Source organism: Pedobacter rhodius (genome assembly GCF_027213645.1).
Taxonomy (GTDB): domain Bacteria; phylum Bacteroidota; class Bacteroidia; order Sphingobacteriales; family Sphingobacteriaceae; genus Pedobacter; species Pedobacter rhodius.
On sequence record NZ_JAPWGL010000002.1, the window covers coordinates 768,304 to 792,842 of the forward strand.

Sequence of the window (24,539 nt, forward strand, 5' to 3'; positions counted from 1 at the left end):
TTCTATTTAACTCTCTTAAAAGTCTCTGAGCGGCCCAATAAGGAAATACCTATATAGCCTCTAACATTCATTACATCATTGCTTTTTAAAGATATATTGCAGCTATACGTTTTCCCGCTTTTTGGGTCGTAAATGGTTCCGTCGGTCCATTTACCATCATCATACACAAAATCCTTTAAAATTTCTAAATTTAATAATGGCCTGTTCTGCAAACTTGCAGTTGGATTTTTAGCATCGGTTTTAGGTTTTCCATTCAAATTAGGCTCTTTTATCCAGGCCAATTTGCCATAATACTTATCGCCTTTCTTGTAAATTTCTATCTGGCCTTCACCGGTTGGATTTAACCACTTCCCAACAATGGCATCTTTACTCTGCGCAATTGCGTTAAAACTTATTGCTGCAAATAACAGCAGAAAAAACTGGAACTTTCTCATAATTGATTTCTATTTAGTGTTTTTAAAGATAATAATTTGTTTTACTATGCAAACATAATAAATATAAAAGGCATGAAAAAGTTTTATAGATTTAATATTATTTGGAAACTATCGGCAAGTATTTTTGTCGGTAAGCGTAAAAAAGAAATAAGTTAAACAGCAGCATAACAGCAACCATTGGTAATTCTTTAGGTCCTAAATACAAGTGATAGAAAAATATATTTAACGTAACCGGAAAAATAATCAATGCGGCCAATGGAGCCGTTCTTCCGATTAAAAGCAATACACCAGAAACTAATTCTGTAACCTTAATTAGTGGCATTAAGTATACAGAAGCCATAACACCGGCCATAAACGTTGTTTGTTCTGCCGACATTTTTGGCTGTTCAGGCATCAATTTCAAAAAAAAACTGACTGATGCAAAAAGATACATGGCACCTAACAGCACCCGGATAATAATCGTTGCAATTTTCATAATCGTAATTGGTTTAAGTTTGGGGTTAGTTAAAAATAATAAAAGGATATTGTATCAAAAAATATTATCTCAATTTTGTGTGGTTTACCTTTATTTAAATCCTGTTATATATTATAATCATAGTTAACCATCCACTGAATCCCGAATTTATCGGTTAACATACCAAATAATGCACCCCAAAACATTTTATCAAGTGGCATGGTCGCTTTACCGCCTTCAGCCAGATCATTAAATAATTTGTATGCCTCTTCTTCGCTCGATGCATCTACAGAGAGCGAAATACCTGTACCGAATGTTGCAGGCGGCATTGGCTCGGTGATATCTGTGCCCATTAAAATATTGCCACCAATAGGTAATGCGATGTGCATTAATTTTTCCTGATCACTAATTTTCATGCCTTCGCAACCAGGTGAATCTTTAAATCGTTGAACAGTTAGAAATTCTCCGCCAAATACCGATTTATAAAAATTAAACGCTTCTTCGGTGTTTCCGTTAAAATTTAAATACGTGTTTACTGTAGCCATTGTTTTGTGCTTTAATCCGTTTACAGGATGGTTAAATTTTTATTTATTTCTTAGATATAGATACGATTTTTTGATTACATGTAGTTCATACCTGGGTAGCCCAGCAGTCTGCGCCAAAGTGCGATTTGCCCGATACAGTTTGCTTCACGATAGGTTGTAAAAGAAATCATATCAAAAAGAGTCATTTTCATTCCCGGCATTTCATATGGTTCATCCAGTTTAGCATCACTTGCATTCATCATCGCGTTATGCAAACCTGGCGATATCTTTAGCCAATCCTTTTTAAAATCTGCTAAATCAGGATATGATGCATCGTCAATTATTCCTTTATTGTCCTTAAATAATTCACCGGTTTCCGAATCTGAATTTATACCGAATGATTTCGCCAGGTAATACCTGCCATAAACGATGCTGCCGGTTATCCAGGAAATGTGATTTGCCTTTGTATTCAGCCTTTTCTGAGCATCTTCTTCCTTTATTCCATCTAAAGCTTTTATTAAAAAATCTGTATGCATTTCAAACAGCACCATAATTCCGTATAATCTGCTGCTAACCGGTTTATTTTCCATGTTAATTATTCTTTAGGATTTATTTAAGTAGTACATTAAAGTTACGAGGATATCTGATGACTTTTGCTTGCTGTAAAAGTCAAGATTAGGGGTTGTTTAAGACAATAATTTATATATTTAAAAAAATAAGTACCTAACCGAATGATTAAGATTGCTGTTCTGATTCCTGAGCAATATAAGCTTTTAAGTGTTGCTGCCATTTTAGAAGTATTTGAAGCTGCGAATAAATTCCAGGCTAATAACCATGTGGAAGTGGCTTTTGACATTTCACTTTTAACATTAAATAACCGGGTTGACGGTTTTTTTAAATCATACAAATCTGACAGGATTGAAAATAAAGAAAGTTACGAACTTATTCTTATTCCATCTTTTACCACAGATGATATGAAAGGTACGTTAGCATTAAATCAAGCATTTATTCCATGGCTGATAAAACAATACCATTACGGTGCTGAAATCGCGACTTTTTGCACGGGTGCATTTTTACTTGGCGCAACCGGTTTATTAGATGGAAAAGCTGCTACAACTCATGTAGATGCATGTTCAGCATTTTCAGCAGCCTTCCCTTCAGTTCAGTTAAAAGCAGATAAAACCGTAACACAGGATGGTAGATTATTTACAAGCGGGGGTGCAACATCTACCTTTCATCTTTTACTATACTTGTTGCAAATTCATTGTGGCAAAGATTTAGCCGTTAAGACAGCAAAAATCTTCGCCATCGATATGGACAGGCACAATCAATCTTATTTTAGTTCTTTTCAGCCAACCAGGCATCATAATGATGAAATTGTTGCTTCTGCACAGGAAAAAATTGAAAGTAATTATCAGGATGTAGCAACCATTGAAGAAATGATAAAAGATATTCCATCGAGCAGGAGAAACATAGTAAGGCGGTTTAAACAGGTAATCGGCATCACGCCGATAGAATACCTGCAACAAACAAGAATCGAAGCGGCAAAAAAGCTTTTAGAGCAAACGGCACAACAAATGACTGAAATAATTTATAACTCAGGCTATAATGATCCAAAGGCTTTCAGGAAGGTATTTAGAAAAACAGTGGGCATGACACCTTCTCAATACAGGGATAAATTTCAGGTCAGATGACATTTAAAAGCTTTAACGGACTCACTTTTTTATCGAATTATTGTAATCATTCCAATACAGCAAAAAATAATTCTGAATAATAAAATAATTCTGATTAACTTAACGTTATTATATTTTAACCAAATAATTATATTATGAGCACAATACTTTTAATTGTTGGTTCTTTCTATTTCATTTCACTTTGTGCAATGGTTTATTGTTATTATTCTGCAGAACCAATGCCTAGCGATTACGAGAAATTTTAGAATTATTTATGCAGTATTTATTGCTGCTGTGTTACACTAATCATAGTATATTGTTCTTTTATTAAATTAGAAGCACGATTGCGTATTTTAAACTTAATTAATTATTCCTTTTAACCGTAGTGCCAAAGTTGGTCTGGCAAAAGGCTAATTCAGCTTTCGCCTGTTAACCGGATTATGACCTTGTCTGTTAGAATTCGCTTACGAACCTGATGATTATTTCGAAGAAAAATTAAAATTTTATCGGCCGAAAAAACACTTCGTAATAAAGATCTTAAAAAAGTAATCATTGCAGGGAAGCATCTATACAACCTGATTTTATTTCCCGAATTTCAAAAACTAGGTCAGGCAGATTTTCCTGTTAATGCAATTATTTATTTTACGAAAAATTACAAAGATGTTTTTACCGCTTTGCCTATCAGGCTTACATCAACAAGTTCTAGGGATTTAACCATATTCTTAACAGTGTCTTTATACTTCTTAAAATGAATGGTTTCTATATGCGATTTATATGCAGCTGTATCGGCATAAATTTCAAGTATTGTGATGTGCGCCGGGTTATTTTTATCAGCAACGGCATAATAAGCTAATACGCCAGGCTCAACACGTACGGCAGTCGTCATCTGTTCTTTTAGTGCTCGATTATACTGTTCCAGTTGCGATGGCTCAACTTCAATTTTTGCCAGTCTAACCATTTGATTTTTAGCCTGCGCTTTGCTATCCTTATGGAATAATACCATCAGTATAAATAAACTTATTGCAAAGGTTAGCAAGGTATTCTGTTTTAGTCGCATATCATTAATTGTTTTGTAAGCTTTAATCAGTAAATAAATATAGCATTGTTTAATGTAATTATAAGCAGTCTGAAAATCAATGTTCCTGAGCCTAGAAAAATATCTTTATTACGACGTCTTAATAACTCAACGTTAATCCCCCACCATAACCCATATCACTATCATAATGTGTTGATAAACCAAAATACCTGGTAACAATATACCTGAAACCGGCCATATATTCCTTGTCGGTATTCACCATAAACTGAAACCGCAATCTTTTAGAAACCGGGATATCCTCTCTCATCAGCTGAAACCTCAGATTTCCTTTATGATCGAGAGCAGCATCGGCCACAACCAGCAAAGGCAGGGTGTACTGAACGCCCAAATGAAATACCTGCCTGAAGTTTTTGGTATTGTTTTGCCCGAAGAAGTTATTGCCTGGTGATAGAGATTGCCCGAAAATATTTTTATCCATGGGTTCGACGGTTCTTTTTCTGAAATCCCAACCCACATAAGGCATCAGCCACTGGTTTTTACCGATGTACCTTCCTAAATGGCTTTCGCTTTCATAACCCATTTCTTTATCAAAGCCAATGCGCCATTCAGTGGTGAAACGGTAACGCGTATTGGCCAGCATCATTTCACCATCGCTGCCATTGGTTTCCAGTCCGATTCTTGCCATCGGGTGAAATGCCCTGTCATCATTAAATAGTTTACGTTGCGTCATTTTCGGATTTGATATTTCAGGATTCGACGGCGTACTCTCATAACTGAATATCCTTCCCATGCCACTCATCATGTGGTAAAGGATATGGCAGTGGAAAAACCAGTCGCCACCGGTCTCTGATGCAGCAAATTCGATGGTATCACGCTCCATGGGCATAATGTCGAGCACATTTTTCATTGGTGCATAAGCGCCCTGCCCATTAAGTACCCTGAAATCATGGCCGTGTAAATGCATCGGATGGCGCATCATACTGTTATTGTAAAGAACAACTCTTAGGTTTTCTCCCCTTTTGATTAATATTTTATCACTCTCTGAAACAGTCTTATTATCCAGTGTCCACACATAGCGGTTCATATTACCCGTAAGATCAAACCTGAGTTCTTTCCACTGACCTTTTGGTAAGGTTGTTTGCTTCGGAGCGCGGAGCATATCGTAATTTAAGGTTACGATATCTTTATTCTCCGCAGCCATAATCATTCCAGACTGGCTTTTAACGCCGGACATCTGCATGCCCTTCATGCTATTCTTTCCTTCGGGATTTTCCTCGCCGGTTATTTCCGGGTACATAACGGTATTCATATCCATTACCTGGTTCTGCATGTGCATGCCATCCATCTTAATCATGTTACCCCGACCATCCATCATGTTGTTCATCATCTTCATTCCGGCAAAATAGTTCAGCTTAGGCATTTTCTGTGCATAAACCTGTTCTCCCTTGCCCAGCCATAAGGAGGCTGATTTAGTCCTATCTTCAGGGGTTACTAAAAATTCGTAACTTTTATTTTCAGGAATAGTAACCACGACATCATATGTTTCGGAAACGGCAATAATCAACCGATCCACTTCCACCGGTTCTACGTCATTACCATCTGTTGCAACTACTGTAATTTTTCCACCTGCGTATTTAAGCCAGAAATAATCTGAAGCGCCTCCATTGGCAATACGAAGTCTAACTTTATCGCCGGCTTTAAACTGCGGATGTGATGACTCTTTTTCTCCGTTGATTAGAAAAGATTCATAGTAAACATCACTTACATCCATGGCATTCATACGCTTCCATTCGTTGGCAACTTTGGTTTTAAAATGACCGGTTCTGATGGCTTCTGCATAACTTTGCGTAGTACCTTTTTTAATTGCAAACCAGTCACTGGCATTTTTCAGGCTTCTGTGTACTTCTTCAGGTTTCATATCGGTCCATTCACTGATAACCACCGGTAGCGTTGGGATAGCCCATTCCGTCCTCCTGTTTATGATAAACGCGCCGTACATACCAATTTGCTCCTGAAGTTTGCTATGGCTATGGTACCAATGTGTTCCGTGCTGAACAACAGGAAATTTATAAATGTATGTAGTATGTGGTTTGATGGGCATTTGCGTAAGAAATGGTACGCCATCCATTTTATTTGGCAAAAACAAGCCATGCCAGTGGAGTGCCGTTTCTTCGTCTAATTTATTGTGCACATAAATTAATGCCGTATCGCCTTCGGTAAAGGTCAGGGTTGGCATGGGAATCTGGCCATTTACGGCAATTGCCCGCTTTTTTTTCTTTCCATAAGTAACAATGGTATCTGCTACATAAAGATCGTAACGGACTGTCCGCGACGGGAATTTATTGGCGAGTGTCTTTAAAGAGCCTAAATTTTTTGTTGCTTTTTTAATATTAACGATGGTTTCATTAGTATCATCCATTTGCATTTTCCCCATATCTTCCACCCCCCTTTTTGATTCGCCACCCTTAATTTTCAGCTGACCATTATTTGGTAAAAGGGTCTTAGATTTTTCAGGTACCAGTTTCATTCCGCATTTAGGACAATTACCGGGTTTGGATTTATGTATTTCAGGATGCATTACACAAGTGTAAACGGCCTGTGATGGTTCAGAAGCACTGCTTTTTGCTGAACTGCGTTTATTCATATCCTGGGCGGAAACAACGGAGCAGAGGATTATTAAAAAAGCAGTTAATCGGTTTTTCATGTTCTACTGATATGAGTTTTTGTCACCTTACAAAGGTAAAAGACGGGCCTGAAACTAATTTTATACAATTTTCCGTATCTTTTATATAATTATTTACCCTGTTCGGTCATACCCCATTACAAGCAAAAAAGATTACCTGCAAACTTACATCGCAAAAATCTTATCGTTTGGAAATACCTACAGCAAGTCAGTATGATATAGAAACCCGGATTAGCAAAAAAAGAATAGTTTGTGTGAAGTTGCTGCCACTGGATGGCATTGTTAAGGAACTATAAAACGGGAACGAAGACCCAGAAAACCAGCGTTAAAAGATTTCTTAATGATTTTGAAATACAGGGTTCTTAACAGTAATAACTTTTAAAAGACTGTATATTTTGTGTTGTATCGAGGTTGACGGATATTACAAATCTGCATCGAGATAATCCGGAAAATTGTCATTCCATATCATTACCTTTGAATTCCCCCTTCACAGTTTATTTCTCTGAGGCATAACCTCATCTACTGCCTACCACCTTACAAAAATATTGAGTGATATGAAAGAGCCAGAATATATAATTGCCATTGGCGCTTCGGCGGGCGGACTTGAAGAAATTACTGTTTTTTTCGACCATACCCCTCTTGACGGCGTATCTTATGTAATTGTACAGCATCTTTCTGCTGAGTTTAAAAGCAGGATGACCGAAGTACTTTCCAAGCACAGCAAACTTTCGGTTGAGCAGGCCACTGAGGGTATGCTGGTAGAATGTAACCGGGTTTACCTGATACCGAATGATAAATTCATGACCATACGCGACAACAGGCTTTTTTTAACCCCAAAAGAAAAAATAAGCAGTCCGCACCTTACAATCAATACTTTTTTCGAATCACTTGCTCTCGACAGCGGTAGAAGAGCCATAGGAATAGTGCTTTCAGGCCTGGGAAGTGACGGCGCAGAAGGAATTACATGTATTAAAAGAGAAGGCGGGATGGTAATGGCCAGGGACCCTGAAACTTCTGCTTTTCCAAGCATGCCGTACAAATCCATTTCAACAGGCATGGTCGACTTTATCCTCGAACCCGCATCAATGCCGGGCGCAATTGAAGATTATGTGAAATATGAAGGTATTTTGAAATCGGACACAGCTGAAGACAGCAAGTATCTTGCCCAGATTATCGAACTCATCCGAGAACGTTCTCCGCTTGATTTTTCTGATTATAAATCTTCAACGATCTTGCGCAGGACGAAAAGACGTGCAGCTTATAACAATCTGGGTACACTCAGGGATTATCTTTTCTTCCTTCGTGATACACCCAGTGAGATAGAATCGCTCTCGAAGGATTTCCTGATTAGTGTAACTGCCTTTTTCAGAGACTCATCGGCATTCGAATTTCTGGAAACTAATATTGTACCCCGTATGCTTGAAAAACTTATGCCCAGGGAAGAACTCAAAATCTGGGTAGCAGGTTGTGCTACCGGAGAGGAAGTTTATTCTCTGGCTATAATTATATGCGAGCAACTCAAAGGCATTTATGAAAATACTGCTGTAAAAATATTTGCAACGGATATTGACAGCAAGGCACTGGCACATGCCGGAAAAGGATTTTATCAAAAAGATGCAGTTAAAAATGTTTCTGCAGAAAGACTGGAGAATTATTTCATAGCCGAAGGTGAAGGATACAAGATAAAAACCAGCCTGCGCAAACTGGCCATTTTCGCACAGCATGATTTGGTCAAGAACCCGCCTTATTGTAATATGCATCTTATCAGCTGCCGCAACCTGCTGATATACATGGCTCCGGTGTTGCAGAAAAAGGTATTCGGAGTGATGTTGTTCGGACTTAAGCAGGATGGCTACCTGTTTCTTGGCTCGAGTGAAAACCCAATGCCCATTATAAAGAATTTAGAGACAGTAAGCAAAGCGCATAAGATATACCGTAACCTTAAATCCAAGCATTCGGTAAGCTTTGATGCCTTTTCAATACCCGAATCCATAACCGCCCGCCGGGTTTCCTCTAATTTTACACTTGCAGGGGGTAATAATGGCGGTTTTCACCTGGCTGATGCCATGCAAGAGAACCTGGCTCATGAACTTAACGTTCTCGTTGTCTGCATTGACGAGCAGCAGAACGTAATTAAGTCCTATGGAAACACATCCAGGTTCCTTTTACCAAAGCATTTTACGACTGACTTGGAAACACTGCTTCCTAAAAAACTTGCCATGGTTTACCATTCGCTCAGGAACAACGTGCTTAAGTCCAACGAAAAACTTACTTTAAATCGGATAAAAGTAAAACATAACGAAGAATTCCTTCGGGTAAATCTTTCCCTTACCCCACTTGCAAATGGTGGCAGCGGGCAAAAGTTGATGATGGTTACTTTTAGCGAGGATCATACTTTTGCACCTTTAACACCTGAAGGCAACGAATTTGACGAGAAAAAATATCATGATGAATATACGCTGAATCTGGAAGAGGAAGTAAAAATATTGAAGGAAAAACTCAACGCGACTTATGAGCAGCTGGATGCATCGAATGAGAATATGCAGTCTTTTAACGAGGAAATGATATCTGCAAATGAGGAAATGCAGAGTACTAATGAAGAGATGCAATCTGTAAACGAGGAACTGGATACCATCAATTCTGAATATCAGCTGAAAAACAAGGAACTATCCGAGATTAATGATGATCTGAATAATTATTTCAGAAGTAACCTGAATGGTCAGCTATTTATAAATAATGAACTTTTGCTCATGAAGTTTTCGCCGGGCACAATTAAGCAGATCAATTTGCTTGAAAGCGATATCGGTAGACCGTTGAGCAATATTACAACAAATATCAAGTTCGAAACACTGACTGAAGATATCCGTAATGTACTTGACAACGGTACTGTCATTACTAAAGAAATCGAAACAAATAATGGAAAATGGTACCAGGTTATGACCATGCCTTATGTCAGGCAATCTGATCAAAAAAACAGCGGTGCTATTATTACATTTAACGATATTACCGAATTAAAAGAAGTACAGAAAAAATTAGATAACAGCAATAAGATGCTGGGAATGGCAATCGATGCCGACGGAACAGGAACCTGGTCTGTAAAAATTGAAACAGGAGAATTTTCCGCTTCACAACGGTTTAAGAATCTCTTCGGATTTACAGATAAAGAAGAGGTAAGTTATCTTTCTGCTGTTTCAAGGATAAAAGACGAATTCAGAGCGATATTTGAGCAGGCTGTGGACGTAACGGTAAAAACAGGTCAGCGATTCGACATAGAATTTGCCGTCTCCAGCGGTGATAATCGTTTCGACACCTGGGTCAGAGCAATTGGAAGCTTAGTACTTGATGGAGAAAAAAAACCAGCTTACTTCACGGGGGTGGTGAACGATATTACCATCCATAAACAGGATGAAGTCCGTAAAAATGATTTCATAGCTATGGTTAGTCATGAACTCCGCTCCCCGCTAACCATCCTGCAGGCATATATCCAGCTGCTTAAATCAAAGGCAGATAAGCCCGATTTTAATTTTACAGTTTCAGCCCTGGAAAAAGCAAGCATACAAATCAGGAAAATGACTACACTCATAAAGGGTTTTTTAAGCGTTTCGAGCTTTGAGAGCGGAAGGATTAAGCTTAACAGGGAGACTTTTGAAATGAATGGCCTGGTCAGTGAAACGATTTATGAAATTCTTTTTCTGGCGCCTGTCCATACCATTGCTTTAAAAGAAGGACCATTGTGCAAAGTTAACGGAGACCGCGATAAAATCGGCCAGGTTATAAGCAACTATATTAGCAACGCAATAAAATATAATATTGAAGAAAGACCCATCGAGATTGAGGTTAGTTGTACTGAAGACATTGTACAGGTATCTGTAGCCGACCTGGGGTTAGGAATACACCAAAATGATCAGCACAGGCTTTTCGAACGTTATTCAAGGATAGATACGACTTCGACTAAAACAATTGCCGGCTTTGGCCTCGGGCTTTATCTTTCATCTGAAATTATTAGCCGTCACAATGGGAAAGTATGGGTCGAAAGTGAGCCTGGCAAAGGATCCAAATTTTACTTTAACCTGCCAAAATTCGAGTAGCGGTTCAGCATTTTAAAATGTCTTGTAACATTTGAAAAAATTAGCGTCTATTTATTTAGTTAACTTTTAAAATAATACAGAACAGCGGTATTTTATAAAATATTTGCCATACATCAATAAATTAACAGTTAAACCTTCTAACCTATGGAACAAGAATTGGAAAAAATGAAGAAAGATTTAAGGTTACTTAAATGGTATGCGGTAACGATGACATCAATCCTTTTAGTTACAGGAATGTTTGCATTTACAGGTTCAAATATCCCGCATTTTAAAGAAATTTCTGCTGAACGAATTAATATAATCGAAAAAGATGGAAAATTAAGAATGGTCATTTCCAACAAAAGCCGCTCGCCGGAGGTGATGGCTTATGGTAAAGGGTTCACACCGTCTATTCCGGGCGGTGTAAGGCCTGGGCTTATTTTTTTCAATGATGAAGGCACAGAAAACGGCGGCCTGGTATTCAGTGGTGGAAAAGACAGTACGGGCGCCTATAGTGCTACCGGTCACCTTTCATTTGATCAATATAACCAGAATCAGGTAATTTATATGCAGTATACCGATGATAATGGGTCGCAAAATACAGGGCTTCATATTGATGACTGGCAAACTTCGCCAGATTTTCGGGATTGGCGGGCGGAATATAAAAAAGCGCAGATGCTTCCAGATGGTAAAGAAAAAGAAACATTACTAAAAAAATTGATTGAACCTAAAGAAGGGCAAAAAGCATACGCACAAAGAGTTTTTGTAGGTAAAGACAATGAAAAAACAGCTATGGTAACGCTTGCCGATCGTATGGGAAAACCTCGCCTGCAGCTACTGGTCGATTCTAATGGTATGGCAAAATTAAATTTCCTGGATCAAAAAGGCAATATAACCTATAGTTTGCCCAAATAAAGCCTGGCTTGCCTGTATTCCAATTCATCTATTAAAAAATATGAAGCCTAATCTTTAGCCTTGGAAGTAAAGCTATTGGCATAGGTACCGCTCAAATGATCAGCTAAACGTTGAAAGATAGCTAAACAACTGCCAGTATAGTAGCAGTTCAACTTTTTTGAGTAAATAACATATACGCAAGCCATATATAAAAAAAGCCTGACTTAATGCCAAGCTTATTGTACCCAGAAGCAGATTCGAACTGCCACGCCGTTGCCAGCGCCACCCCCTCAAGATGGTGCGTCTACCAATTTCGCCACCTGGGTTTGTACTATTAAATCATTCCCACATTTAAATGTGGCGTCTACCATCCCGATAGCTATCGCGACCGCCACCCGAGTAAGTGGAGTGCAAATATAATTTAATTTTGGATTTTGAAGCAGTGATTTACAATTCAATTTTTAAGCCGTCGTAAGCTAACCTGATGTTCGATGGTAAATCTTTTTCTACTTCCGCATGTAATCCTAAATTATGGCTGATGTGTGTCAGGTAAGTCGTTTCTGCGCCAACCTTTTGTGCAAAGTCAATGGCCTCGCTCAAGGTAAAATGTGAAATATGAGGTTCTATTTGTAAAGCGTTAATCACCAGTATTTTTGTTCCTTCAATCTTTTCCAAACTTCTCTCAGGAATAGTTTTAGCATCAGTTATATAAGTGAAATCGCCAATTCTGTAACCCGTAATCGGTAACAAATGATGCATTACTTCGAAAGGAATTATGGTATTATTCCCTATTTTAAAATCTTCTCCGTTATTAACGGTATGAAGATTAATTTGCGGTAAACCGTGGTATTTGGTTTCCGCAAAAATATAATAGAATTCTCTTTTTAGCGCCGTTTGAACCCGCTCGGTTGCATAAACATCAATTACTTTGTGCAACAAATAATTAAATGGCCGGATGTCATCTAAACCGGCAATATGATCTTTATGCTCATGGGTAAATAAAACGGCATCTAAATCTTTAACTTGTTCACGCAAAAGCTGGTAACGAAAATCCGGACCGCTATCTACCACAATTGTTTTACTGTCGGTTTCGATTAAAATCGATGTTCTTAACCGGTTATTTCTTTTATCTGCCGACTGGCAAACTTCGCAGTTACAAGCAATTACCGGAACGCCCTGTGATGTACCAGTGCCTAAAAAAGTAACTTTCATCGTAAAAAATTTTCCTTTCTGTGTACTTGCATCAAAATAACTCGGTTTGTTGTAAGGAGTGAAAAAACTGACGTTGCTTTTCATCTAACAGATTTTCATCCGGATTGGTTTGCTTAACCAGCGTCACTAAAGCAGCAATTTTACCTTCCAGATTGGAGAATTTGTTAACGACGATGATTTTATTATGCTCCAGCAGGCATGAACCGGTTTTAAAGTTTCCTTTCTCATAACGAACCTTAAAACCCATTGCAAAAAGCAATTGCTCTAATTTCTCTAAAGTATGGTTTGTTAATGGTAAAGACATTGCAACAAACTTAGAGAAATCTGCGCAGCATTCATAAAAGTAGGATAGAAAAATATGATAGTTATTTTTACCACCTGAGAATCCGAAGAATATATAAGTTCATATTTATTTTCTAAGGTGTCTTAGGTGGTAGATAAAACCAGAAACAATAGTTGTTTTTTACCACCTCAGCCACCTAAGAATATACAAGTTCATATTTATTTTCTCAGGCGAACTAAGGTGTCTTAGGCGAAGGATAAAACCAAGAAAAAATAATTGTTTTTTACCACCTCAGATACCTAAGAACATACAATTTCATATTTATTTTCTCAGGTGAACTAAGGTGTCTTAGCTGGTGGATAAAACCAGGAAAAATAATTGTTTTTTACCACTTCAGCCACCTGAGAAACCCCTTAGTTATTGGCGAATCGGTGTAATCCTTAAAACAGTGTAATCACCTTCTTAAAAATAATCCTCCTGTGCGGTCTTTGCAAAAAGCTGAGGTGCGAAATTAACCAAGTACAACTCCTTTTTTGCACGGGTTACTGCCGTATACAACCACCTCAGAAAATCTAAATCAATCATTTCTTCCGTCAGGTAACCCTGGTCAGCGAAAACAGCATCCCACTGCCCGCCCTGTGCTTTATGACAGGTAACGGCATAAGCGAATTTAATTTGTAAAGCATTATAAAACGGGTCTGCTTTAATGGCAAGCATTCTTTCCCGCTTATTGGCAATATGCCCATAATCTTCATTCAGGCCATCGAAAAGTTTTTTATTTTGCTCATATGGCAGATTTGCAGATTCCAGATTCAGGGTATCGAGCATCACTTTACAACTGATTTGCCCCGCAGCAGGGAAATCCAGAAATTCCAAAGTTGCATCGGCGAAACGAAAACCATAACGTTCTTCCTCACCACGTACCCGAATAACTTTCGCCATATCGCCATTGGCAATAAAAGCCGTTTCCTCATTTTCAGGCAGCCAGAAGTAATTATTCCGAACCACCATAATCTGGTCGCCGCCGGTGAGTTCTTCTTCCCGGTAAAGCAACCTTGCCCTGATTTGCTGGTTATAAACATTTGCCGACTTATTGGAGCGACAAACCACCAGCGTATTCTCTATCCCAAACTTCCGGTAGGCATATTCCAAACCTTCTACCAGGCGGGCGCCAGCCATATTGTAAATGTCCTTATAATTTTTGGTGAGGAATTTGGGTTGCGGATGTTCAGGATTTTTAGAAATCTGGTTTCTCAACATGGTTGCATTAGCTAAAATTCCCGATTTCTTCTCCTGCCGAACCACTTCTTTTAGTTCTACAGCAGTCACTGTTAAAGCAAATTTATCTTTCAGATACTGCTCGTTTAAAGCCGGACTTTGCAAACTTCCAACAGGCGGCAACTGTGCCGTATCACCCACAAGAAGCAGGAAACAATTTTTAGTGTTGTATACAAATTCCAGCAAATCCCTCAAAATAGATGAGCCTGTTTCGTTAAATTCATCGGCAATCATCGATGCCTCGTCAATAATAAATAACGTATTTTCTGATAAGTTCGGTGCCAGTTGAAACTGCATCTCAGGCGATGCTGCCGAACGCTTCCGGTAAATTCTTTTATGAATGGTTAAGGCTTTGCGATACGAATATTGGCTCATCACTTTTGCCGCCCGACCGGTTGGCGCCAGCAATTCGCTCCTTAAATTAAATTTCGCCAACACTTTTACCAAAGCAGCCACCGATGTCGTTTTACCTGTTCCGGCATAACCTTTCAATACAAAACAGCGATATGCATCATCCTCCTGCAAAAACCTCGACATCCGTTCGCAAAAAAGCAACTGCTCTTTAGTTGGTGTATGTTCATAAGCTTGGGCAATGAATTGACTTTTATCGATGTACATTAATATTGAATGATTTTATTGTTAAATTGTTTGAAAAGTATTCGTATTAATTTGTAGAAAGCAAATACAACGCTAATCGGTTCCGATAGTCCGTCTTTCCGCTATATCTTTTTTGTTTTCAGCTTTGACAACTTTCTTTACAATTGCCCTAATTAAAAGTTGTCAAAGCTTAAGGTAAAACAAAAAAGGATGCCGCTGCAATACGGTTTAAGATGCAAAGCTATATGCTATTTTTAAAGCCGGTTCCTGCAAAACGCCTGAATATTTGAATTTCCATTCCACAATGCCTGGTTAAACAATTCAACAATATTTAGCAATAAAAACAATCTCCGCCTATAGAAGCAATGTTTCAATCCGATGTGCCATCACCATATTTTGCAGCTTACTCCAGCTAAAAATTGTAAAATGACCGTCCTGGGAAGCAACCAAACCAATGGCTTGCGGCTGGTCGTTCACAAACTGCGCAACAGAAAAATGCCTTGTTCCGCCTAACTGCCCCGGGTATAAAATCTTATCCTCACCACCAACAATCGGCTCTGAAAACGCAATTTGTTCTACCGTCGGCTTCCCTTTTGCCCGACCGATTTTTGCGCCAAAAGCAATTAAATCAAACTGTTCGTTAATTATTGTCGCACCATCAACAGCGGTTAATCCGGCCAGGTGCTCTACTTCCCTGCGCAAAGCGCCCTGAGAAAAAATTTCACTTTGATTCCCGCTTTGTTTAGCCAGATTTGACAATCCACAGAAAGGCGGTTCCACTAAATATTGGATAGGATGAATGATAGACTCTTCCCATTTTGTATCCCCTTTTGGAATAATGAGCAAAGCCCCACCCCGACCATGACTGCGCATCGAAACTGAAAACTGAATCAGAATATTTATCGGGTCGTTCCAGCTGGCCAGTACGGTTAAATCAAGTAACGCTTTTAAAATCGGCGGACAATCGCGGTTTGAGCAAGAGGTATCATCTACAATTCTGATTTGCTCTCCTTTTAAAACCGCAACGTTTGTATATTTACCGATGCCGTAAATCCTGCGGTGTTTAATCACGATAAGTCCGGGTTCAGATACATCAACTACAAAACAGAAATTTGGAATATTTAAGGTTGTGCCCCAGATGTAAAGTTCCCCATCTTGCTCCCAAACACCTAAATGAATACCTGAGCGTTCTACACCAGGCGCAATTTTAGTCAGCGTATTGGCATTTAGCGGTAAAGGTTTAGCAAATTTTAGAGGTTTCGAAGTTTGCGATGGCGGCAGAAAAGCGATTGAAATACGAGGTGAATGACCCTCTTCTTTTCGCAAGCTACTCCAGAAAGCAACATCTATTAGCGTCTCAATGGTTTTCTTATCCGGCTGGGTAGCTAAATCTACTTCTCCCTGTGCAGCTGCATTTGCGTGCAGTTTAATAAAATGCTGCTCAATTTTACCTGCAACTGTATTTGCCGCTTTATAAGTAGGCTTATAACTCATGTTTCGAATTTAAGGTGAATATTTCGAATTTCAGATAAGCAAAAGGTTTGATTTTGGTAAAAAGATCTCGCATTATTTAACCGCAAAGAAGACAAAGAATTGTCAACCGCCAGGGCGCGAAGAACACAAAGTTATTTACCGACTTTCATTAGCATAAAAAAAAGAAATACCCGACTTTGTGTTCTTTGCGAAAAAACTTTGTACCCTTTGCGGTTAATCTCTAAAAAACTCTATTTTTGTTTCAATGAGTAAAAACAGTCTTCTATTAGTCGACCCGAATTTTAAAGCTGATGCATCAGCAAATTGCCATTTATTGTTAAAAATAACGAATGACAGCTTTTCTTATGCAGTGATTGATAAAAATTCTGAACAGATTAATGTGATTTTCGACATGCAGGGCTGTGAAAATATTGAGCAGAATTTAAAGTCTGCTTTCGAAACGGACAGTTATTTAACCCAAAAATATGGCGCCGTGAAAGCTGCCGTACATACTTCAAATTTTATTTTTATCCCTGACGAATGGTTTGATGCCGGCAATCTTTCCGTTTATTCAAAATTCTTAGGTGCGGATGGTAAAACTTACACTATACATCACGAAGAGTTGGGTTTCAATACCCTTTTTTCTTTAGCTGAAAAAGTAGAGGATAAGCTTCCTGAAAATACGGCTGTCTATCCTCAATCTTCGCCATTATTGGCTTTATTCAGCCATTTATCAGGCGATGCCTTATTAATTGACTTTACGGCATCATCATTCAACGTATTATTCATAAAAGATAAGAAAATCAATTTCCAAAATCATTACGGAGCAGAAACCGCCGAAGAATTCAACTACTTTTTGTTGTTAATTATGGAGCAATTAGGGTTAACTGAATCTGTTCCGGTTTATCTACAAGGCATTATAAACGAAGACGACGATTATTATAATACCCTCTTAAAATATTTTAACAATCTTTATTTCTTTCTTCCGGCCGGAAAACAAAACAGTGAGTTATTGGCCGATATGCCTAAACACTATTTCAGCGGATTACTTGCTTTAGATTTATGCGAATAATTGGTGGCAAACTAAAAGGCATTCGTTTACAGCCGCCGGCAAATTTGCCTGTCCGTCCGACAACCGACATGGCCAAAGAAGCACTGTTTAACATCTTAAACAACAGATTTGATTTCGAAGTTTGTTCTGTATTAGATTTATTCTGTGGAACGGGCAACCTGACTTTCGAATTCGCTTCACGTGATGCCGAAAATATTTTAGCGGTTGATATGGATTATGGTTGCATAAACTGGGTTAAAACAACGGCCAAAAAGCACGAGTTTAATCAGGTTGAAGTTCGAAAAGGCGATGTTTTTAAATTGTTGAAACAGATGACAGGTTCATACGATATTATTTTTGCCGACCCACCCTATAATATGCCCAACATTCCGCAAATTCCGGTGATGGTTGCAGCGCAAAAATTGCTTAAACCCAATGGATTGCTTGTCGTGGAACATCAAAGCAACATGAAACTGAACAGCCAGCCCGGTTATACCGAAACCCGCAAATACGGGAATTCTTCTTTTAGTTTTTTTGAATTTGTTTAACCGCAAAGGACGCTAAGTTTTTCGCAAAGGACGCAAACTGGAACACCATAAACGTAGTCGTCATTTCGACCGTAGCGGAGAACCACGAAGTGCTCAGCGAAGCTAAATCTTTTAACTGGCAACACCTGATAAATCGAATCTAAAAGATTTTTCCGTTTCGCTACGCTTCACCCGATGTTTACAGGGTCGAAAAGACGGCCAATTTATAACAGGCTGTTTTACACTTTATGCTTTCCGTTTAAAAATCTATATTTGAACTATGAAAATAGCGCTATTTCCAGGTTCATTTGACCCAATTACGATTGCTCACGTAAACATTTTACAACGTGCTACGCCTCTTTTTGATAAGATTGTAATTGGTATTGGCTTAAATAGTTCTAAGCAAAATTTTCTTACCGCAGAACAACGTCTGCAAATTTTGGAAACTGTTTTTCAAGGTTATAAAAACATCGAAGTGCAAACTTACGAGGGCTTAACCGTTGATTTCTGCCGTAAAATAAATGCGACCTATATGGTTCGCGGTATTCGTTCAGCATCAGATTTTGAGTACGAAAGAGCGATAGCTCAGATTAATCAAACCATGATGCCGGAAGTAGAAACTATTCTCCTGTTAAGTAAACCTGAATATTCAGCCATCAGTTCAACCATCGTTCGTGATATTTTAAGGAATCATGGCGATGTCAGCCCCTTTGTACCTAAAGAAGCTTTAGGCTTTTTATAAGAAATCAGAAATCAATTTTCTTTTCCTAAATAATGTAACGTTTTTAAAAATCGATTACCAATAGAGTTAATAAGCAAATTATGGAAACTCAACCGGTGGATTTTTTTGAGGCGGAAACATATCTTTCAAGTCATAACTATATTCTATTCATTTAGCTAAAATGCCTGAAATGAAAGAAACTGAAACGATATTTCTCTCCCTGATTAATCAGCACAAAGCGATTATACATAAGGTTTCGAAAATATATGTGGACGATGCTGAGCAGCAGCGGGATTTGTTTCAGGAAATTGTGATGCAACTTTGGAAGGCCTACCCCACTTTTAAGGGTAACAGTAAATTTTCAACCTGGATGTATCGTGTTGCGCTAAATACGGCTTTGGTCTATTTCAAAAAAGATAATCGCAAATTGGATAAAACGCGGCTGGATGAAACAATTGATGTTATAGATGATAATGAAAGTGCCTTAAAAGAAGAAAAACTCGACTGCTTATATAAAGCAGTACAGGAATTAAATACGGTAGAAAAAGCGCTGATATTTCTTTTTCTCGAAAATCAATCGCACAGAGAAATTGCCGAAAATTTGGGCATTAGTGAAGTAAATGCCCGGGTAAAGCTTAACAGAACTAAAGAAAAATTACAATTCATCATAAAGAAAAACGGTTATGAATTTTGAAGATTTAAAAAAAGAATGGAATGCTGAAAGTACTGAGGAAACCAACATTTCAGAAGAGATGCTTAAAATAAAACAAGCACGAACTCCAATCGATATTATCAGAAGGAAGATGAAACATGAGTTTAATTACCAGATTGCCACCTTGATTTTAATGGCTGCTATCCCATATTTTTTTGGCTTTTCAGCCAACATGAAAATGATTTACCTGGTTTTCTACGCCGTAACCTGCGGCTTTACAGCTTATTACTTTTTCAAATTTTACAGGTTTTATAAAAACGCTTACGACATGACTATGGATAGCCGGAAAAGTATTCTCTGGTTTTTCTACGAAATGAAATTGAACATCGAACTTTATAAAGCCCTTACTTACATTATTGCCTTTATTGGCCTGGCTTTTATTGCGGTATATCTTTTTGTAGAAAAGGCCTCCGTCTTTGCAAGAATTTTGAGTAAGCTTTCGCCGGTGTATCTTATTTTAAATTGCTTTATCTCCATTTTGATCATTGGCGCAATTACTGAACTGTGGGCCTGGTATTATTACGGAAAATATTTAAACCGGGTAAAAAAAGTAGTCGATGAGCTGGATTTTGAGCATTAGCACTATAAATTTAATTAGCCACTCAGTATGCGCTCGTTTCTAACGAGCGAATAATAATTAAGCGATTTAATCGCATTTTCATTCAGCAGTTCATGCAAGTTTATACACCTTCCCTGGCAGCGAAACGATAATTCCCTGCATCTCTAAGGTAAGCATAACAATTGCCAGTTTACTCTGTTGAATATTCAGTGCAACGCTAAGTTCGTCAATGGAAAGCTGGCCATTTTGCAGTGCATCCACCACTTTTTGTTCGTTTGCAGTAAGGTTCATTTGCAATGTTGTTTGGGCCTGTTTTTGATGTACCTTCACTTCATCATCCCAGCCTAAATAATAAATCAGATCTTTTGCATTGTTAATCAATCCCGCCCGGTTTGTTTTTATCAGAAAGTTGCATCCTTCTGAGAGTATATCGTTTGTCCGGCCCGGAAAAGCATAAACATCTTTGTTATAAGAATTTGCAATTTCAGCTGTAATTAATGCGCCCCCTTTTATGGAGGCCTCCACAACAATTGTTGCGTCGGCAATACCTGCAATAATTCGATTTCGCTGGGGGAAGTTTTGCCTGTCCGGATTGGTTAAAATTGGAAACTCTGACAGCAGCCCTCCATTCGATACCATTTTTTGAGATACAGTTTTATGTACCTGGGGATATAACCTATCCAAACCATGGCCTAACACGCCTACTGTTGTTATGTCATTTGAGATACATTCTTTATGTATAGCAACATCAATTCCATAAGCCAGGCCGCTTACAATTAAAACATTATATGGTGCTAAAACCTCGCAAATTTGTTTGCACAAACTTCTCCCGTATTCTGTTGCATTTCTGGAACCAACAATACTGATTATCCTGGAGTGATTTAAATCCGCTTTACCTTTAAAATAAAGGAGAATTGGTGCATCACAACAATTTTTAAGTCTTTTAGGGTAGTTCTTGTCTGAGAAAAAAAGTACATCTATGCCATGCTTCTCTACAAATTTGAGTTCTTCTTCTGCTCGCTTTAGCGCAGTTGTATTTAAAATAGATTCTACAGTTTTACCACCAATTCCCGGAATCTGTAACAACTGTTTCCTGGTTGCTGTAAAAACACTTTCTGCACTTCCGCAGTAAGCCAGTAAATTTTTGGCATGAACAGGACCGATAGACTTAATAAAAGTCAAAGCAATTTTGTGAAGTGTACTCATCAATTTTAAACTAAGGTTAATAAATGCGGGATGATTTATTCCTTAAAATGAAGCTTAAAAATCGATATCTATCAAGCTTTTAATTGGGATGTGGATGTTGTTTTTTAATTGTATATATTTTTCTGTAACGGCCCAAACTGTTGTATCTACACGTTTCGGGCCAATTGTAGTATTAAAAGTGATAACTGCTTTGGATTTAAATTCATTACCAAGCCGCTGTGCCTCATTAAGTTTAGTTTTCAGTTCTAAAGTATGGTCTTCTTTTGCATTGATGATATTTAAATAGCTTATATGTTCCTTTTCTACAATTTCAATTGGCATAATATCTCTTTAACGATTAATGATAAACAAGCTTATCGAAATTTTAGAAAAAAAACAACCTTTAGTTTAATTTATCTGATAAATAAAAAAACCGGTATTAGTCAGATACCGGTTTCAAAAATTTATGTTTGGTTTATTTATTCAATTTCAACTTTCTGGTTTCCACCATTCCTTTAAATTCATGATTTAATTGCTCATTAGCCTGATCTATTAATGCCCTCGATGCAGAAGTACTGCTCAGCGAATTATCTTTAGCCAATGCAGAGAAGTTTCCGTTTGCAGAATAATACAGTGCCTGTGAAAGCATTTTCTCTGATACATCTCCAAAATCTTTTGTTAAATCATCCGTAACATCTTTATCAACTGTCATCCCTGAAAAATAGTCACCCTGGTTTAACTGGTTTTTAGTTTGAAATTGAGGGATATACAAATCATTTTTATCAATTCTTAAAGAAAAGAAACCTACAGGCTTACCATAAGTTGTTTTACCGATTAACTTAACATCCATTACCGGTTTTAAGTTATTGATCAGCAATTCACTGGCTGATGCAGTAGAAGAAGTTACAATGAAATAAACCCTTGAAAGATTATTCAGTGCTCCTCTCTTAGCAAAAACTTCCTGATTTCCTGCCGCCGCAGTTGGCTTGTAGGAGTAATCAAAATAAGAATACAAACGTGTTACACCGTCATTTCCTTTAGCATAGAATTTCTGGTTTTGAAGAATAGTTGCTTTTTCATCCTGCATGGTTTGTGTCCAATAGGTTGTGTACATTATTTTTCCGTTTTGAGCGGGCGGTGCAATCAAATTGGTAAATACCTCAGAAGTAGCAACTGAACCGCCGCCGTTATAACGCAAATCAACAACCAACTCCGTAACGCCATCTGCAGCAAATTTTGTAAAAGCAGCATCTAATAAAGTGGCTGAATTAGTTGTAAAGCTGTTAAATACAATATATCCAACTTTTTTTGCACCAACGGTATAGGTATTAGAAAATAAAATCGGGTTTATATTATAAGTAGCACGGTTAATGGTAACGTCTGCTGAAGTACCGTCGGGCTTCAAAACAGTCATTGTGATAGAAGGATTAGTTCCAAATATCGAACTATTTAAGTTATCAATATCTGCCTGGCTGGATCTGGAAACACCACCTCCGTTTACTTTTGTTATTTGATAGCCTCTTTTCAATCCTTGTGCATCGGCCGGAGAACCCGCATAAACAAATTTAACCCTTAGTAAATTGGTTGCATCAAAATTAGCTGAAAAACCATAGTCTCCGCTAACGCCACTTAGCTGTGTTGCCACTGAGCCATCATCAATAAATGAATATTTATCTTTTCCTCCGGTACTCGGCAAAGCTTTTATTGCTGCAAGCACGGCATCGTTAGAACTATACTGTCTTGGATTAAAAGTAGCATAAGTTGGCATTCCGGTATTCCAAAGATAAGTTTGCTGCGCATACAGGTAAATTGAATCTTTTGTTAGCTCCGCTCTTGTTCCTGGGGTACCAGGTACTGTAGAACCGCCGTCAGGACTAACGGAAGATTTTTTACATGATGTTGTTAAACCAATAACAGCAATTAAAGTGCACAGTAATAGTTTTTGTACATTAACCTTTTTAGTCATATTTATTGTAAATTTCTAGTGACACAATATACGGCAAATTAATTAATTTAGATTGTTGTTCATCAAATTTATTTGCACCTACAACTAACGCATCTTTAGCGGTTAAATTGTTGTTATTTAATATGTTCTGAAAAATTTCTGCCTTAGACTGATTCAGTTCATTTGTAAAGAAAACAGTCAGGTATTTTTCCAGGCCATTCCACTCGGTTTGTTTAATTTTATTTAATTGCTGTTCGGCGTCGCCGGTCGTAACAATAAAAATTTGTTTTCTGTCTATTACCAATTCCTGTAAAAACTCAAGCATATTTTTATACAGCAATAATTTTAATGGTAAACGGGCATTCTGGTGTAATAAATCAAAATTATGCTGATAACTGTCGGCAAGCCCGAATTTTTGAGCCGTTTTTTTAAAAAGCCCATCAGTTCCTTTACCTTCATATTCTAAGCGCATAAAATCTAATATGGACTGCGCATTTTTTTGCTCGGTATATTCTATAAATTGAGCAAATAAATAATAAACCTGTAACAGATAATCTTTCGCAGGAAATAAAACATCATCAAGTTCAAAAATTATGATTTTTTTATCTTTCGCTAGTTGGTATGCATCCATATTAGATGGTAAAAAGTTTAAAATCCTTATTATTATCTGAATAAAATACCCCGTTTAAGTTTTCGGCGGTTTTTAAATTATGCTTTTCTCCGGAGGTATAAATGCAATTTCCTTTTATAAAAATGCTGAAATTTGTTCCTGAACTTTTTTCCCCGCTTAAAAAATCATGTAAATTTTCTAATGATGGTAAAAGAACATCTATACCATATTCTCCAAATAATACTGCAGATTTTGCAATTGGCTCTACTTCAAAATGGTGAAGTGGAATTATGCTATCAACTGCTTCAGTAATGCAAAAATTAAGTAAAATATGTGCGATACTATCTTTATTTAATTCGCCTATTGATGAAAACGCATAGTTATCCGTAATCATACCCGGTACAGATCCATAATCTGCAAATAAAATAAAATGACCGGGAAAAGCTTTTAGTAATTTTAGTGCTTTTGAATTATTGCCGCCTGTAATGAGTATTTTCAAATTTGATATTGCTTTATTGCCCGATAGTAATTGCTGAATTGCTTTATTGTTGGTAATAGTGTATCAACACCATAATCCTGAAAATCCTTAAATCCTGTTCTTATACGATTAATCCACCCTAT

The 24,539-nt window shown here is 37.7% G+C and carries 24 protein-coding genes and 1 tRNA gene; 8 read left to right on the forward strand and 17 right to left on the reverse strand.

Going from position 1 to position 24,539, the window contains the following annotated elements; genetic code table 11:
- Nucleotides 1–2: 2 nt before the first annotated feature.
- From O0931_RS08630 to O0931_RS08645, 4 genes are all read right to left on the reverse strand, one after another.
- A complete protein-coding gene (locus O0931_RS08630; protein WP_269415161.1) occupies nucleotides 3–434 on the reverse strand; it encodes a DUF2147 domain-containing protein in 432 nt (143 codons plus the stop codon).
- Between the two features lie 97 nt (nucleotides 435–531).
- Nucleotides 532–909: a DoxX family membrane protein gene (locus O0931_RS08635; RefSeq protein WP_269415162.1), complete on the reverse strand. Its 378-nt coding sequence runs from the start codon at nucleotides 907–909 to the stop codon at nucleotides 532–534.
- A 104-nt stretch (nucleotides 910–1,013) separates the two neighbouring features.
- Nucleotides 1,014–1,433 (reverse strand): VOC family protein, encoded by a 420-nt coding sequence (locus O0931_RS08640; RefSeq protein WP_269415163.1) that lies wholly within the window; start codon nucleotides 1,431–1,433, stop codon nucleotides 1,014–1,016.
- Nucleotides 1,434–1,507: 74 nt separating this feature from the next.
- Nucleotides 1,508–2,002 carry a DinB family protein gene (locus O0931_RS08645; protein ID WP_269415164.1) on the reverse strand — a complete coding sequence of 165 codons (495 nt, stop codon included), beginning with the start codon at nucleotides 2,000–2,002 and terminating at the stop codon, nucleotides 1,508–1,510.
- 141 nt (nucleotides 2,003–2,143) lie between these two features.
- On the opposite strand from O0931_RS08645, the gene O0931_RS08650 reads away from it, so the two are divergent.
- Complete coding sequence (locus tag O0931_RS08650; protein ID WP_269415165.1) at nucleotides 2,144–3,106, forward strand: GlxA family transcriptional regulator; 963 nt, start codon at nucleotides 2,144–2,146, stop codon at nucleotides 3,104–3,106.
- A 631-nt stretch (nucleotides 3,107–3,737) separates the two neighbouring features.
- On the opposite strand, the gene O0931_RS08655 is transcribed toward O0931_RS08650, so the two are convergent.
- Nucleotides 3,738–4,142, reverse strand: a complete 405-nt coding sequence (locus O0931_RS08655) for a putative quinol monooxygenase (protein WP_269415166.1) — start codon at nucleotides 4,140–4,142, stop codon at nucleotides 3,738–3,740.
- 118 nt (nucleotides 4,143–4,260) lie between these two features.
- Nucleotides 4,261–6,825: a multicopper oxidase domain-containing protein gene (locus O0931_RS08660; protein ID WP_269415167.1), complete on the reverse strand. Its 2,565-nt coding sequence runs from the start codon at nucleotides 6,823–6,825 to the stop codon at nucleotides 4,261–4,263.
- 533 nt (nucleotides 6,826–7,358) lie between these two features.
- On the opposite strand from O0931_RS08660, the gene O0931_RS08665 reads away from it, so the two are divergent.
- The gene (locus O0931_RS08665; protein WP_269415168.1) at nucleotides 7,359–10,892 is read left to right on the forward strand and encodes a chemotaxis protein CheB; all 3,534 of its coding nucleotides are present in this window, start codon (nucleotides 7,359–7,361) and stop codon (nucleotides 10,890–10,892) included.
- Nucleotides 10,893–11,036: 144 nt separating this feature from the next.
- Nucleotides 11,037–11,786: a hypothetical protein gene (locus O0931_RS08670; protein WP_269415169.1), complete on the forward strand. Its 750-nt coding sequence runs from the start codon at nucleotides 11,037–11,039 to the stop codon at nucleotides 11,784–11,786.
- 47 nt (nucleotides 11,787–11,833) lie between these two features.
- On the opposite strand, the gene O0931_RS20120 is transcribed toward O0931_RS08670, so the two are convergent.
- The 6 genes from O0931_RS20120 to O0931_RS08695 all read right to left on the reverse strand — a co-directional run bounded on the left by O0931_RS20120 (nucleotide 11,834) and on the right by O0931_RS08695 (nucleotide 16,629).
- Entirely contained in the window at nucleotides 11,834–11,971 is a 138-nt protein-coding gene (locus O0931_RS20120; RefSeq protein WP_428982653.1) for a GIY-YIG nuclease family protein, read from the reverse strand.
- 36 nt (nucleotides 11,972–12,007) lie between these two features.
- Nucleotides 12,008–12,091 (reverse strand) — tRNA-Leu (locus O0931_RS08675).
- 121 nt (nucleotides 12,092–12,212) lie between these two features.
- Nucleotides 12,213–12,977 (reverse strand): MBL fold metallo-hydrolase, encoded by a 765-nt coding sequence (locus tag O0931_RS08680; protein ID WP_269415438.1) that lies wholly within the window; start codon nucleotides 12,975–12,977, stop codon nucleotides 12,213–12,215.
- 31 nt (nucleotides 12,978–13,008) lie between these two features.
- Nucleotides 13,009–13,281, reverse strand: coding sequence for a hypothetical protein (locus O0931_RS08685; protein WP_269415170.1), 273 nt, complete (start codon nucleotides 13,279–13,281; stop codon nucleotides 13,009–13,011).
- Nucleotides 13,282–13,722: 441 nt separating this feature from the next.
- On the reverse strand, nucleotides 13,723–15,156 hold the full coding sequence (locus tag O0931_RS08690; RefSeq protein ID WP_269415171.1) for an ATP-dependent DNA helicase: 1,434 nt from the start codon (nucleotides 15,154–15,156) through the stop codon (nucleotides 13,723–13,725).
- 333 nt (nucleotides 15,157–15,489) lie between these two features.
- Nucleotides 15,490–16,629, reverse strand: a complete 1,140-nt coding sequence (locus O0931_RS08695; protein WP_269415172.1) for a putative sensor domain DACNV-containing protein — start codon at nucleotides 16,627–16,629, stop codon at nucleotides 15,490–15,492.
- Between the two features lie 244 nt (nucleotides 16,630–16,873).
- On the opposite strand from O0931_RS08695, the gene O0931_RS08700 reads away from it, so the two are divergent.
- The 5 genes from O0931_RS08700 to O0931_RS08720 all read left to right on the forward strand — a co-directional run bounded on the left by O0931_RS08700 (nucleotide 16,874) and on the right by O0931_RS08720 (nucleotide 20,199).
- Entirely contained in the window at nucleotides 16,874–17,680 is an 807-nt protein-coding gene (locus tag O0931_RS08700) for a DUF3822 family protein (RefSeq protein WP_269415173.1), read from the forward strand.
- Complete coding sequence (rsmD, locus tag O0931_RS08705; RefSeq protein WP_269415174.1) at nucleotides 17,671–18,207, forward strand: 16S rRNA (guanine(966)-N(2))-methyltransferase RsmD; 537 nt, start codon at nucleotides 17,671–17,673, stop codon at nucleotides 18,205–18,207. The genes O0931_RS08700 and rsmD overlap by 10 nt, the downstream gene beginning before the upstream one ends.
- A 259-nt stretch (nucleotides 18,208–18,466) precedes the next feature.
- A complete protein-coding gene (gene coaD, locus O0931_RS08710) occupies nucleotides 18,467–18,928 on the forward strand; it encodes a pantetheine-phosphate adenylyltransferase (protein WP_269415175.1) in 462 nt (153 codons plus the stop codon).
- A 169-nt stretch (nucleotides 18,929–19,097) separates the two neighbouring features.
- Nucleotides 19,098–19,601, forward strand: coding sequence for an RNA polymerase sigma factor (locus tag O0931_RS08715; protein ID WP_269415176.1), 504 nt, complete (start codon nucleotides 19,098–19,100; stop codon nucleotides 19,599–19,601).
- Complete coding sequence (locus O0931_RS08720; protein ID WP_269415177.1) at nucleotides 19,591–20,199, forward strand: hypothetical protein; 609 nt, start codon at nucleotides 19,591–19,593, stop codon at nucleotides 20,197–20,199. The genes O0931_RS08715 and O0931_RS08720 overlap by 11 nt, the downstream gene beginning before the upstream one ends.
- 90 nt (nucleotides 20,200–20,289) lie before the next feature.
- On the opposite strand, the gene dprA is transcribed toward O0931_RS08720, so the two are convergent.
- The 5 genes from dprA to O0931_RS08745 form a co-directional block, all read right to left on the reverse strand.
- Entirely contained in the window at nucleotides 20,290–21,384 is a 1,095-nt protein-coding gene (gene dprA / locus O0931_RS08725) for a DNA-processing protein DprA (RefSeq protein WP_269415178.1), read from the reverse strand.
- Nucleotides 21,385–21,438: 54 nt separating this feature from the next.
- Nucleotides 21,439–21,705 (reverse strand): hypothetical protein, encoded by a 267-nt coding sequence (locus O0931_RS08730; protein WP_131558100.1) that lies wholly within the window; start codon nucleotides 21,703–21,705, stop codon nucleotides 21,439–21,441.
- A gap of 133 nt (nucleotides 21,706–21,838) precedes the next feature.
- On the reverse strand, nucleotides 21,839–23,329 hold the full coding sequence (locus O0931_RS08735) for a S41 family peptidase (protein WP_269415179.1): 1,491 nt from the start codon (nucleotides 23,327–23,329) through the stop codon (nucleotides 21,839–21,841).
- Nucleotides 23,322–23,939: an HAD family hydrolase gene (locus O0931_RS08740; RefSeq protein WP_269415180.1), complete on the reverse strand. Its 618-nt coding sequence runs from the start codon at nucleotides 23,937–23,939 to the stop codon at nucleotides 23,322–23,324. The genes O0931_RS08735 and O0931_RS08740 overlap by 8 nt, the downstream gene beginning before the upstream one ends.
- Before the next feature lies 1 nt (nucleotide 23,940).
- Nucleotides 23,941–24,417: an ATP-grasp domain-containing protein gene (locus O0931_RS08745; RefSeq protein WP_269415181.1), complete on the reverse strand. Its 477-nt coding sequence runs from the start codon at nucleotides 24,415–24,417 to the stop codon at nucleotides 23,941–23,943.
- Nucleotides 24,418–24,539 lie beyond the last annotated feature (122 nt).